Here is a 13,148-nt window from a genome sequence, read left to right as displayed (position 1 = left end):
TTCCTGAACTGGATTCATTAATACATGCACGATCAGCGTCTGAAAGACATCGTTCCTTTTGTCGCCAGTGTCGAATGCGGCAGTTTTGCCGCTGCCGCTGAGCGCCTGCACCTGACCGGTTCCGCCATCAGTAAAAGCGTGACGCGGCTGGAAGCGCGGCTCGGCTCACGCCTGCTGGAGCGCACCACCCGCAGCCTGACGCTCACCGACGCCGGCAGCGCCTATTACCAGACCTGCCTGCGCATTATGGAGGAGCTGGCGGAAGCCGAAGCGGTACTGGCGGCGCAGCGCACCATTCCTTCCGGGCGGTTGCGGCTGGCGGTGCCGAATACCTATGGACGGCTCGGCGTGATGCCGCTGCTGATTCCGTTCTGTCAGCAGCATCCGGATGTGGAACTCAGCCTGACTTTCTCGGATCGCTTTATTGATCTGTTTGATGAGGGCATTGATGTCGCGGTGCGCATCGGCGGTTCGCCGGATCTGCCCGCCTCGCTCGGCTGCCGGGCGATGGGCCGCGAGCGTATGGTGTTTTGCGCCGCGCCGGACTATCTGGCGCGCGCAGGCAGACCGACCAGCGAGAGTGAGTTGCTGCGGCATCGGGCGATTCTGTACGAGCGCGTTGACGGCAGCACCAAGCCGTGGCTGTTCACCACGGAGGATGGACATCCGCACTGGCGTCAGGTGCCGTCTCGCATGGCGCTGGGCGACGTGGATGCACAAATGCAGGCGCTGTGCGCTGGCCTTGGGGTGGCGCAGATGCCGTCATGGCTGGTGCGTGACGCGCTGGCGAGCGGCGCGCTGGAAGTGATTGTGCCGCAGCAGCAGCCGGACGGTCTGCCGCTGTCGGTGATTTGGCCGCGGCGCAAACAGCTGCTGCCGAAGGTCGACGCGCTGCTGGCGGCGCTTGACGGCCTGCAGATCAGGTGAAACGCCTTTAGCGATGGTTCAGCCGGCGCGACAGCCGGTCGCCACACAGCTGCAGCAGCGTGACCAGTGCCACCAGCACCACGATCACCGTGAGCATGACCTGCATATCGAAACGCTGGTAGCCGTAACGATAAGCCAGATCGCCCAGCCCGCCGGCGCCAATCGCACCGGCCATCGCCGAGGCATTAATCATCGTCACCAGCGTAATGGTAAAACCGCTGACGATGCCAGGCCGCGCTTCCGGCAGCAGCACGTGCCAGACAATATGCCAGCGTTGAAAGCCCATCGCCTGCGCCGCTTCCGTCAGCCCTTTATCCACTTCGCGCAGACTCACCTCCGCGATGCGGGCAAAAAACGGCGTCGCCGCCAGCGTCAGCGGCACCACGGCCGCCCAGACGCCGTAGGTAGTGCCGACAATCCAGCGGGTAAACGGGATCAGCGCCACCATCAGAATCAAAAACGGAATCGAGCGGAACAGGTTCACCAGCCAGCCCAGCAGCCGGTTGAGCAGCGGATTGGGGAACAGATCGCCGCGCCCGGTTACCACCAGAATCACCGCCATCGGTAAACCGATCAGCAGTGCCAGCAGCGACGACACGCCGACCATCAGCAGCGTATCCAGCAACCCCTGCCATAAACGATCAATAGCCAGTGACATAACCTGCAACCTCCAGTTGGTCCGCCAGCGGATGAAGCGCGGTAAGGGCTGCCGGCGCGTCGTGCCGGGCATCCAGCAGCAGCAACAGCTGGCCGGTGGGTTTGCGATCGACCCATTCAACCGCGCTATACAGTAGCGTCAGCTCGCCGCTGACCTGTGCGCTGATCGCCGCCAGATCCGGCTGCGCGCCCTGCCCGCTGTAGCGCAGCCGGACCAGCAAACGCGAGTCCACGTCCTGACGTTGCGGCGTCAGTAGCGGCTGGATAGCCTCCGGCAGCGCGCCGAATTGCGGATTAAGCAACTGCCGCGTCGTCTCATGCTGCGGATCGCTGTACACCTGCCACACCGGACCGCGCTCAATGATTTCACCCTGATCGATCACCGCCACCTGGTGACACAGGTCGTGCACCACGTCCATCTCATGGGTGATCAGCACAATAGTGATATGACGCTGCTGATTGATTTTTTTCAGCAGCGCGAGGATGGCGCGCGTGGTTTCCGGATCCAGCGCCGAGGTTGCCTCATCGCACAGCAGCAGTTCCGGATCGTGCACCAGCGCGCGCGCAATGCCGACACGCTGCTTCTGCCCGCCGGAGAGTTGCGCCGGCCAGGCATGCTGGCGCGCTTCCAGCCCAACCAGCGCCAGCAGCTCATCCACTTTTTGCCGCCGTTGCGCCGCCGGTATGCCGGCCACCTTCATCGGCAGCTCAATGTTTTGCCGCACCGTTTTAGCGGACAGTAAATTGAAGTGCTGGAAAATCATGCCGGTGCGGCGCCGCCACTGCACCAGCTGGCTGGCGCTCAGTGAACTGAGATCGATACCATCAATCACCACCGCACCTTGCGTCGGATTTTCCAGCCGGTTCAGACAGCGGATCAGCGTCGATTTGCCCGCGCCGCTGCGGCCAATGATGCCAAAAATTTCGCCGCGTTTAACCTGCAGGTCGATGTGCTTCAGCGCATCCTGCGACTGGCCGTCATAGCGTTTGCTCAGCCCGCGGATCTGCACATGCGCACGGCCCGCCACCGGCGTCGTGGTGTGCAGCGCCGCCTGCTCGCCAGGAAGAGTCAGGCTGACCATGATTACTGGCTCCAGCCCGGCTGATACAGCTTGCCGTAGAACTCATCCAGCTTCGCGCGCACCACTGGCGAGTGCTGATAGATATCAACAAACTTTTTGAGACGCGGATCGTCCTGATGTCCGTCGCGAATCACGAACTGAATCACATATTCCGGATGCTCAAGGCCATCAAATAACAGGGCCTTATTGGGGTCGATGCTCTTAGACAAACGCAGATAGTGCGGATATCCCTGCGCCAGGTCGACCTCATCCAGCGAGCGCGACAGCTGCACTGCCTCCACTTCGATGATTTTCAGGTGTTTGGGATTGCTGGCGATATCATCCACGGTGGATTTCAGCCCGCTGCCCGGTTTTAACGTAATCAGCTGCGCTTTTTGCAACAGCAGCAATCCGCGCGCACCGTTAATCGGGTCATTGGCAATCGCCACCGTGCCGCCGTCCGGAATCTGATCGATTGCCGTGTGCTTCTTCGAATAGAGCCCGATGTTATTGATGATGGCGGGCGCATACGGCACCAGATGGAAACCGCCCTCGCGGTTGGCATTGTCAAGAAACGGCTTGTGCTGGAACAGGTTGACGTCAATGTCGCCATTTTCCACACTCACGTTCGGCGCAGTCCAGTCGGTGAACTCCACCAGCTCCACCTGCAGTCCCTGCTTTTTCGCTTCAGCCACGGCGGTTTCCAGCGGCGGCGCGAAGGCCGCCGTGGTACCGACTTTGAGGGCGCCGCTGTAGTCACCGGCGGCAAACGCGCTGGCGGTTAATATTGCGGCGCTCAGCGCCACTAATGAGGCAAATTTCATCCTGACTCCCTGAGGTTAAATTAACGAACGTCAGCCGCAGGCCGCCAGCGCGCGGCCGGGTGGCGCGCGGGCAGACGATCCTGCTGCTGAAAAATTTTTTGCCGGAGCGATCCCGGCTGATAGGCGGTTTTGAAGCGGTCGCGCTGCTGAAGTTCCGGCACCACCAGCTCAATAAAATCGCGGTAGCTTTGCGGATTCAGGATGCGCGTCAGATTGAAGCCGTCGATGTCGCCTTCATCAATCCAGCGGATCAACTGGTCGGCGACCTGAGACGGGTTGCCGACAATCACCGGGTAGCGGCTGCCAAGCGCGTGCTGCTCCAGCAGCTGGCGACGCGTCCAGCCGTTATAGGCTTTGCTCACCGATTCAATGGCGCGCGTGTCGCCGCTGTGAATCGGTTCATCGAGGCCAAACGCGGCGAGATCGACACCAATTGAGCTGGAAAAGTGCGCAATGCCCGCTTCAGCACTGGCGTATTCCAGATAGCTGCGGTGCTTCTCCTGCGCTTCGCGTTCGCTGGCGGCGACGATCACGCTGACGCCCATAAAGATGCGTAAGTCGTCCGCCTGACGACCCGCCGCCACCGCCGCGTGGCGCAGACGCTGCGCCTGCTCGCGCAGCGCCGCCGGCGAGCTGGCATTCACGAAACTGCACTCGGCGTGCCGCGCAGCAAACGCCACGCCGCGTGCGGATGAGCCTGCCTGGAACAGCAGCGGCGTGCGCTGCGGCGAAGGGCTGCTCAGGTGATAGCCCTGCACCTGATAAAATTCGCCCTGATGATTGATCGCGTGAATCTTCTGCGCGTCGGCATACAGCCGCCGCTGTTTGTCGGCCAGCAACGCATCGTCCTGCCAGCTGCCTTCCCACAGCTGATAAGTGACATCGAGAAATTCATCGGCCTGGTCGTAGCGCCGATCGTGCGCCAGCAGTTGCTGCTGACCCATGGCGCGCGCCGCGCTGTCGAGATAGCCGGTCACGATATTCCAGCCGATGCGGCCATTGGTCAGATGGTCGAGCGTCGACAGGCGGCGGGCAAAAGGATAAGGGGCTTCGTAGCTCAGATTGGCCGTCACGCCAAAGCCCAGGTGCTGCGTCACGCTGGCCATGCCGGAGATCAGCATTAGCGGATCGTTCACCGGCAGCTGAATGGACTCGCGTGCCGTCAGGCCGATACCCTGCTGATACACATCGTAAACGCCGAGAATATCGGCAATGAACAGTCCGTCGAACAGGCCGCGCTCCAGCAGACGCGCTAAATCCAGCCAGTACGCCAGCGAATTGAACTCCACTGAGCGGTCCTGCGGATGGGTCCACATGCCATGGTGAATATGCCCCACGCAGTTCATGTTAAAAGCATTGAGCAGAATCTGTTTGCGGCTCATAGCGTTCCCCGTCGCGGCGGCAGCACGCCGTTAAGCAGACAGTTGCCGATGACCGGATATTTCCAGCGTACCGGGTCATGCAGCGTGTGGGTACGCGCGTTGCGCCAGTGGCGATCGAGGTTGTGCTCGCGCAGGCTGGCGCGCGATCCGCCCAGCTCAAACAACAGATTGCCGGCTTCCAGCGCCACCTCAGTGGTCCAGGCACGCGCTTTCGCCACTTCAACCGATGCCAGCGCGACGTGCTCAGCACTCGGGTTGCGTTGGGCGATATCGACCGCCTCCCCGGCGACATCCAGTAACGCATCACCGGCGCTGAGTCGTGCGGCGAGCCGCCCGGTGCGATCCAGCGTCAGCGGATCGTCACAGGCTCGCTCGACGCCGCTGTCCGGCCACGGCCGCGCGCGCTGCTGCACAAAAGCCAGCATGTCGTTGAAGGCCGCGCGGGCAATGCCCTGGTCGATGGCCGCATGCATAATCTGGGCAAACGGTCCGACGGTGGTCGGCCGCTCAAACGCGCTGTGAAACGGCACCACATCGTCCGGCGCGATCGCCACATCACGAAACTGCACGCTGCCGCTGCCGGTGGTGCGCTGGCCGAAACCGCTCCAGTCATCAATCACCGTCACGCCCGGCTGATGGCGCGGCACAAACACCAGCTGTTCTTTGCCGTCATCGGCGATGGCCAGCGTCGGGATGCGGTCGGCAAACAGCGCCCCGGTGCAGTAAAATTTGTCGCCGTTGAGGTGCAGCCCGCTGGCGGTCTGGCTGAAGGCGGTGGTGCGCTGATGCGCCGCCGCAGAGCCGAACTCCGCCAGCGCGTTGCCATAGTGAACGCCCGCCAGCACTTCGTTGTACAGCCGCTGCTGCTGGGCATCGCTGCCGTTAACGCGCAGCACTTCCAGCGCGTAGAAGTGGTTTTGTGGCACCTGACCGATCGAGGCATCGGCAGCGCTGAGAATGACAAAAATCTGCGCCAGTTCTGCGCTGGAAATCTCAATGCCGCCCCACGCACGCGGCACGGTAATGGCGCCTAAGCCGGACTGGAAATAGTGCTGAAGTTCAGCATGTGGCAGCTCGCGCTGCCGGTCGCGCTGCGCTGCGCCGCTGCGAAAGCGTTCAGCCAGCTCTTCTGCCACCTGCAGGGCCTGCTGCGCGCTGCGGATACGTGCTGCCGGCTGTTTAGCGAAAACCTGCGTCATCATCGCTCCTTAAATCCACGCATGACGCGCGGGCAGAACATCATTGAGGTAATAGTTGCCGATGGCGTGCGTTTTCCAGCGCACCGGATCATGCAGCGTATGGGTGCGCGCGTTGCGCCAGTGGCGATCCAACCCATGCTTCAGCAATGTGCCGCGGCTGCCGCTCCACTCCAGCAGCTTTTCGCTGGCTTTCAGTGCAATTTCGGTGGTCAGCACTTTGGCTTCTGCAACCGCGATGGAGGCGCGCGCGCAGTGCGCAGCGGTAAGCGCGTGCGGGTCAATGCTGTCCAGTACGCGCGCCGCACGCACCAGCAGCGCGTTGGCGGCGCTCAGTTCGGTGCTGATACGCCCGACATCGGCGAGAATGTAAGGATCTTCTGCGTTGCGGCTCACGCCCGCGTCCACCCACGGACGCGAGCTGCTGTGAATAAACGCCAGCGCCTCATCCAGCGCGCCCTGGGCGATCCCGGCGTCAATCGCGGCCTGGATCAGCTGCGATACGGCACCGCGCAGCGTTGGCTTATCGGGCGACGGTAGCGCGATGGTCAAACCGGCATCGACCGCCACCTGCTGGAGCTTCACCGTGCCGCTGGCGGTGGTGCGCTGACCGATACCCGACCAGTCATCGATAATCTCAACGCCCGCTGCCGGCAGCGGAATGAACGCCATTACCGGCTGGCCCTCCTGCTGCGCGGTGGTCACCAGAATGTCGGCAAACAGTGCACCGGTGGAATAGAACTTTTCACCGCTGAGCCGTAACCCCTCCGGGCCTGACACCAGCTGCGCCTGCATATCACGCGTGTGTTTGCTGTTCTTTTCCGGACCGCCGTTGCCCAGCCGCTGGCCCTGTACCACCGCGCTGAGCAGGCGCTGCTGCTGTTGCGCGCTGCCTTCCCCCAGGATGAACTGGATCAGCCCGAAGTGGTTTTGCGGAATCTGGCCAAGCGACGGATCGCTGGCGGAGATCAGGCGGAACACCTCCGCCACGGTACCAAACGACAAACCGCCGCCGCCAAACTGGCGCGGCACGCTGATACTGCCCAGCCCCAGCTGGGTGAACTGATCGAGCAGTTCACGCGGATAGATACGCTGTTGGTCGCGTTCGGCTGCCCCGGCTTTCGCCTGTTCCGCCAGGTGGCGGGCGGCGTCGATTGCCGCCGCGTCAGACGTAATCACCGCCGCGCGCTGAAGTTGTTGAGCCCTGATTTGCGTCATCGCTGGATTCACTTTTTATTTTGCTGTGATTCACAGGCTCATTCTGCCAGGGCAGAGAGCCGTAATTTAATAACAGATTGAGCGCGATGATAATCAGCGGGAATAACAGCGGTAAAGAGCACGGTTATGCTATATCCGGCAAACGGCATGCAGAAAGAGAATAAAGAATTTATCAGGGATAAGAAGGCGTTAGCGGGCGCGGAGATGCAGGGTTATTACGCTGAGTGACACGGGCGAATTATCTTAAGTATTAATTCCGCTATCGATAGTGATAAATGACATTATTGTTTTATTGCGCCATGGGCTGGCGCAATAGAGTGGGCATTACGTTATCCCGGTATTACGCCTGCGCCAGATACATCGCCGGGGAATAGTGGCGCGTCGATTCACTCTTCTCACTGTGCGGTGTGCTGGTACTGTCGATCAGCTTCGCCAGCTGATAAGTCTTCACCGTTTCCTGCTGCGTCAGCTGCTGGGCGAAACGGGCGGTGAGGTTACCCTGCGCATCCTGCGTCACCTCAGTGGTGCTGCGCGTTTCATCGTGAATCTGGTGGTAGTGATAGTTTTGTGACTCTTTGGTTTCATTGAGCGCCAGCGGCGAACTGGCGCTTAGCGCGGTATGAAAACTGGCGTTTAGCTTAAACAGGGTTTCCTGCGTCATGCGCTGCGTATCGCCGTTCTTCTGCTGGCTGCTGCGCTGCGCCACATCCAGAGCGAAAGTATCTTCCTCTTCCGGCTTCAGCGGATTGCTGGAGCGCGCCGTCTGGTGATAGCTGGCCGAGAAATCCGCCAGGCCGCTGATGGCACCGGCCTGCGCCGCATGCGCGCCTACGGTGATCGCCTGCGGGGTGCGCATCGCCACGCCGGCCGCCGCGCTGGTGCTGTTTAAGCTCTCGAAACCCTGCTTAAACAGTGCCAGCGCCGCGCGATCGCCGTGACCGCGCGAAGCGGCCTGATCAAATTTCGCGCTCCACTGCGCCAGGGCGCTCTGCTGCTGACCGGCGTTGCTGGCCTGCGCCAGGCTGCGCATGTCCGTCGTCAGTTTGAAACTGGCGTCAGCATTATGGAAACCCAGCCAGCGTGAACCCGGGTCGGCATGCAGATTCAGCGACTGCATCACTTCGCCGCTGCGACGCAGGTCGGTTTTCAGATCAACGCTGGCCAGCTGGTTACTGTCAAAACTGAGCAGGTCACCGACATCCAGTTTACCGTTGCCGTTATCCAGCCCGCTCAGGGTTTTCTCCAGCGCGCCGGAAAGTTTGGCAATTGCCGCAGCTTCGTCATCGTTCAGCTTACCGTGAGTGGTTTTCAGCGCCACCGCTACGCCATCCTGCTGCCGCGTCATCTGCAGGGTGAGGCTAACGCCGGACTGAGTGGTAATCTCCAGCGCCACCGCGCTCTGCGTGTCAGTTTGCGCGCCGCCGCTGGCCGGTACGCTGATGGTGACATCGTCACGCTGCTGCGTCAGTGCGCTCAGCAACGCGCTGCCAATGCCGTTCATGCTGACGCCCGTGCTGCGCAGCGCACCCATCGCCTGCGTCTGCATATCAGGCGAAAGAGGCGTGCTGGCGGTGACGCGCGCCGGCGTCATTTGGTACACCGCAGAGATGGCGTCGGTGGCTTCGCTAAAGGTGACTTTCGCTGAGGCGTCTGCCGTCAGACTATTTTGCCGGGTCGCATTGCTTGCCGTGCTGCTGGTCACGCGTGCGCTGGCGCTGCTGAGATGGAGCTGTGAGAAACTACCCGGTCCGATACCGTTAATCATCCTGACTATCCTCGCTGGTATTATACCGCTACGTTATCGGCGATCCTGACGAAATCTTTACACTTCCGCACGGCGCATGACGGTGCAAAATGGTTGTTGAAATTAATAATCATTATCACTAATCTGTCTGGCGCTTTCGCTGTGACACGGAAGTAATTGACTCGCCAGCTAGTAAGGAAGCGCCATGGTTTATCGCCTTATCATTCCGCTGTTCACCCTGCTGAGCCTGCTGCTCGGCCCCGCTGTCGGTTTCGCCCGGCCTGATATGACGCCGCTCGGACCCAACATTGCCGACAAAGGCTCTGCCTGGTATCGCTTCACTGTTAACACGTTTGATTCCGCTGACGGCCAGCGCCACTACAAAGTGTGGACGGCGGTGCCACGTAAACCCGCACCGGCCAACGGTTACGCGGTGCTGTATATGCTGGATGGCAACGCGGTGATGAACCATCTCAGCGAAGCGCTGTTGCAGAAGCTGGCGGCAGGCAACCCGCCGGTGCTGGTGGCGGTAGGCTATCAGACCCCGCTGCCGTTCGATCTCGCTGCGCGCACGCTGGATTACACCCCGCCGCAGCAGGTGCAGGATCGTCGCGGCCGGCCAGCCGGCGGCAGCGCCGCATTCCGCCAGCTGCTGGAACAGACTATCGCGCCGCGTGCCGAACGGAATCTGTCGATCAATGCGCAGCAGCGTGCGCTGTGGGGCCACTCTTATGGCGGGCTGTTTGTGCTGGACAGCTATTTAACCTCCGGATTTTTCCAGCGCTATTTTGCCGCCAGTCCTTCCCTGCGCGGCGACGCAACGCTGTTGCAGCAGATGGCGGCGGTGACGCCCGCATCGTTCAAGCAGAAGCAGCTGGTGCTGATGGAAGGCAACGGCGAATCCCGTTCTGGCGTCAGCGATGTGCTGAGCCGGATTCGCACCACCCTCGACGGCATGCAGGAGAACGGCCTGGCGGCTCGCTTCCAGCTGTTTCCCGGGCTCAGTCACGGCCAGATGTTTCCGGCTTCGCTGGAAAGCGCGCTGTCGGCCATGGCGGAAGACGGTGCGCCGTCACGCGCACCGGATGAGTGAAAGGGTAGTTAGTTAAAGAATTTGATGTCGGTTGGCGTTGCCAGCTTCGCCGCCACACCGCGCGCGCTCAGCTTGCCGCTGTGCGCATCAAAATCAAACAGCGTAATGGTGTTGGTAAACACGTTGGTGACATAGAGGTGTTTACCGCTGTTATCAAACGCCAGCGCGCGCGGCTCAATACCGTCGGCGGCATAGCGCTGTGCATCTGTCAGGCTGCCATCGGCGGCAATCTTAAACACCAGCAGATGATTGTCAGATCCGCGGTTAGCGGCAATCAGGAATTTACCCTGCGGGCTGAGAATGATGCCGCCACCGCTTTTATAGGCGGCGCTGCTGTTTTGCGTATTCAGCGCTACCTGTGCCTGCCGTTCCAGCCGGTCATCAGTGACGCGGAACACCACGATTTCGCCTGCCATTTCAGTAATCACATAAGCGTGTTTACCGTCGGCGGAGAATACCATGTGGCGCGGACCCGCACCTGGCGCAAAGCTCACATCACGGCTGGTATCCACCTGCAGCGGCTCTCGCCGATCCGCGTGGTAGCGATAGGCATGCAGTTTGTCGTCACCGAGATCGGCTGCATACAGATAGCGGCCATCATGGGTAAAAGTAGTGGAGTGCGCATGGCCGCCATCCTGCCGATCTTTTACCACGCCGCTACCCTCGCTGAACGCAAAATGCTGGACCTGTTCGCCCAGCTTGCCGTCCGACGCAATCGGGAACACCGTCACCCCTGCTCCGCCTTTCGCCACCGAATAGTTGGCGACAAACAGGAATTTGCCGTCCGGGCTGAGAGTGGCGTGCGTCGGCTGCTCGCCGTGGCTGTCGACCTGATTCAGCACCTGCACTGCGCCCTGTTTATCGATCGCCAGCGCGGTAACGGCACCGGCATTTTCTTCATTGGTGGTATAAGCAAACCGCCCGTCGCGTGATTTAACGATCCACGACGGGCTTTTCATCCTGATCACCTCCAGCGGCTTGAGCGTCCCGTCGCTGTTGACCTGCATGCGATACAAACCTTCACTGGGTCGATCCGGCTTTTGTACCGCAGGGGCATCCGGAATACTGGTCCAGGTGCCGACTAATGCTGTTTGATGATGTTCCGTGTTCTGCGCCATAGCACTCCCCGCCAGCGTCAATAGAGCCAGTGATATTGCCACGGTTAAGTTTGTTGCTAAACCGCCAGTTGCCGGTTTTGGGTATCCACTCATTGTCTTTCCACCATAATCGGAATTTTCACGGGCCTGCGCCCAAACCAGGTTGATTTTTTTGTATTGAAACGGACGTTGTTAACGTCTCGTTAACGACTATAGTGGCATTCCCTGCCCGCAAAGCTGCGCAGGCCGATCGGCTTCACAAATCGGTTTATTTAATTGTGCCTTTGCTAATGGGTCATAGCGTTTGGTTATGGCTGGCAGGAAGCAGTGTAAAAAGCCCCGGCACGCATGCTTTAATCTTTCCTTTACTGAACTCAGGGATGGTCACGACGTTATGCTGCCGTTTTCTAATGGTTTTTTATTGAGTTTATCGCTGTGTCTGGATATCGGACTCGCCAACATCGCCATGCTGACGCTGGCGATGCAGCGCGGTTATCTGCACGGTTTCTGGCTGGGCATGGGCACCTGCGTGGGCGATTTAATTTACGCCTTGCTGGCGATGGCTGGCATGGCGGTGATACTGCAGTTTACGCCGGTGCGCTGGTTGCTATGGATTGGCGGCGGCATCTTGCTGCTGTGGTTTGCCGCTAAAATGCTTTACGCCGCGCTGGCCAAAAAAATCGACATCCCCGCAGCTGAAACCCAGCCTTATCGTTCAGTGCTGCGCGAATTTTGGCGCGGCATCGTGCTGGCGATGTCGTCACCGACGGCGATTCTGTGGTTCGCCAGCGTGGGCGGCGCGCTGATAGCCCGCATCGGCCACAGTGATGCCGGTGCAACTTCGTGGTTTCTCAGCGGTTTTTTCCTCGCCGGGGTGCTGTGGACCTGTGTGATCTGCCTGATCGGCAGCATGGGCGGAAAGCTGCTGGGCGAGCGCCTGCTGAAGTATTCGTATCTCGCCTCAGCGCTGATTTTCTGTTATTTCGCGGTGTATGTGATTTGGTCGGGATACCGCGAGTTCGTGGCGGTTTAAGTCACCACGTAATCGTTAAAAATCAGCGATTATCCAGTTACGACAGCGCAAGCGTTGTAAGGTCGCCATGGATGGCGACCCGGAAAACGTCGCGCGGCAGCGAAATGCACCACTTAAACGCCGGCAATCCGCCTCAGCTCCGCCTGCGCGCCCGGCGCCACCGCCAGCACCTGCGCGCCTTTTAACAGCCGGTCGCCCTCGGTGTTAAACGGGTGATACCAGCCGCCGGCCTCTTTCACCAGACAGTAACCGGCCAGGCAATCCCACGCGTGCATGTAGGGTTCGAAATAGCCCACCACGCGTCCGGCTGCCACCCACGCCAGCATCAGCGCACCAGATCCGATACGGATAAAGTTGCCCCCCGCTGCCAGCAGTGACGCCAGCAGGCGGCCCACCTCTTCCGGGCTGACATAGCTATTCGCGCCAAAGCCGGTAACGTGATTTTGCAGCGTACGTGACGGATCCACCTGTAAACGGCGGCCATTCAGCGTTGCGCCCTGGCCGAGCGCGGCGACGTAGCACTCCTGATAGGTCGGCGCAAAGATCACGCCAATCACCGGCACGCCGTCATGCAGCACCGCAACGGAAACACACCAGTTTGGCATACCGTTGAGGAACGGGCTGGTGCCGTCAATCGGATCGACCACCCAGGTATAGCCTGACGTGCCCGGCTGCAGGCCGTACTCCTCGCCAAGAAAACCGTCGTCAGGAAAGCTGGCGCGAATCTGCTGGTCGATCATCTGTTCCACCTCGCGGTCAGCGCGTGATACCACATCCTGCAGGTCGTGCTTGGTTTCGACCACCAGCGTGTCACGCTGATTGAAGTAGGCCAGCGCCTTCTCCCCGCCCGCCCGCGCGACGCGTTCGGCCAGCAGCAGACGCGATTGCAGCGCGTCATTTTTCGTATCACTCATGC

General features: G+C 60.5%; 12 protein-coding genes. 3 read left to right on the top strand and 9 right to left on the bottom strand.

From position 1 onward, the window contains the following. Positions 1-24 precede the first annotated feature (24 nt). The gene (locus C1N84_RS21460; RefSeq protein ID WP_222986823.1) at positions 25-927 is read left to right on the top strand and encodes a LysR family transcriptional regulator; all 903 of its coding nucleotides are present in this window, start codon (positions 25-27) and stop codon (positions 925-927) included. A 7-nt stretch (positions 928-934) separates the two neighbouring features. On the opposite strand, the gene C1N84_RS21455 is transcribed toward C1N84_RS21460, so the two are convergent. From C1N84_RS21455 to C1N84_RS21425, 7 genes are all read right to left on the bottom strand, one after another. After that, positions 935-1,585 (bottom strand): methionine ABC transporter permease, encoded by a 651-nt coding sequence (locus C1N84_RS21455; protein WP_021508962.1) that lies wholly within the window; start codon positions 1,583-1,585, stop codon positions 935-937. Further along, positions 1,569-2,666, bottom strand: a complete 1,098-nt coding sequence (locus tag C1N84_RS21450; RefSeq protein ID WP_058776052.1) for a methionine ABC transporter ATP-binding protein — start codon at positions 2,664-2,666, stop codon at positions 1,569-1,571. Before C1N84_RS21450 ends, C1N84_RS21455 begins: the two co-directional genes overlap by 17 nt. Before the next feature lie 2 nt (positions 2,667-2,668). Then, entirely contained in the window at positions 2,669-3,469 is an 801-nt protein-coding gene (locus tag C1N84_RS21445) for a MetQ/NlpA family ABC transporter substrate-binding protein (protein ID WP_152390923.1), read from the bottom strand. Between the two features lie 20 nt (positions 3,470-3,489). Continuing rightward, on the bottom strand, positions 3,490-4,851 hold the full coding sequence (locus C1N84_RS21440) for an LLM class flavin-dependent oxidoreductase (protein ID WP_264444113.1): 1,362 nt from the start codon (positions 4,849-4,851) through the stop codon (positions 3,490-3,492). Further along, positions 4,848-6,050 (bottom strand): SfnB family sulfur acquisition oxidoreductase, encoded by a 1,203-nt coding sequence (locus C1N84_RS21435; protein WP_264444738.1) that lies wholly within the window; start codon positions 6,048-6,050, stop codon positions 4,848-4,850. The genes C1N84_RS21440 and C1N84_RS21435 overlap by 4 nt, the downstream gene beginning before the upstream one ends. Before the next feature lie 9 nt (positions 6,051-6,059). Continuing rightward, positions 6,060-7,265, bottom strand: a complete 1,206-nt coding sequence (locus C1N84_RS21430; protein ID WP_264444114.1) for an SfnB family sulfur acquisition oxidoreductase — start codon at positions 7,263-7,265, stop codon at positions 6,060-6,062. 340 nt (positions 7,266-7,605) lie between these two features. Further along, a complete protein-coding gene (locus C1N84_RS21425; RefSeq protein ID WP_264444116.1) occupies positions 7,606-9,030 on the bottom strand; it encodes a hypothetical protein in 1,425 nt (474 codons plus the stop codon). A 184-nt stretch (positions 9,031-9,214) separates the two neighbouring features. On the opposite strand from C1N84_RS21425, the gene C1N84_RS21420 reads away from it, so the two are divergent. Continuing rightward, entirely contained in the window at positions 9,215-10,102 is an 888-nt protein-coding gene (locus tag C1N84_RS21420; RefSeq protein ID WP_264444118.1) for an alpha/beta hydrolase, read from the top strand. A gap of 8 nt (positions 10,103-10,110) precedes the next feature. Here the strand turns inward: C1N84_RS21420 and C1N84_RS21415 are convergent, their stop codons facing one another. Next, positions 10,111-11,313 (bottom strand): lactonase family protein, encoded by a 1,203-nt coding sequence (locus C1N84_RS21415; RefSeq protein ID WP_394541866.1) that lies wholly within the window; start codon positions 11,311-11,313, stop codon positions 10,111-10,113. A 280-nt stretch (positions 11,314-11,593) separates the two neighbouring features. Between C1N84_RS21415 and C1N84_RS21410 the strand changes: the two genes are divergently transcribed. Further along, entirely contained in the window at positions 11,594-12,232 is a 639-nt protein-coding gene (locus C1N84_RS21410) for a LysE family translocator (RefSeq protein ID WP_264444121.1), read from the top strand. Between the two features lie 113 nt (positions 12,233-12,345). Here C1N84_RS21410 and C1N84_RS21405 read toward each other — a convergent pair whose 3' ends face one another. Then, on the bottom strand, positions 12,346-13,146 hold the full coding sequence (locus C1N84_RS21405) for an inositol monophosphatase family protein (protein ID WP_021508951.1): 801 nt from the start codon (positions 13,144-13,146) through the stop codon (positions 12,346-12,348). Between the last annotated feature and the right edge of the window lie 2 nt (positions 13,147-13,148).

The sequence above is a fragment of the Pantoea sp. SGAir0418 genome, from assembly GCF_043529865.1.
This window is presented reverse-complemented; position numbering and strand designations above follow the sequence as displayed.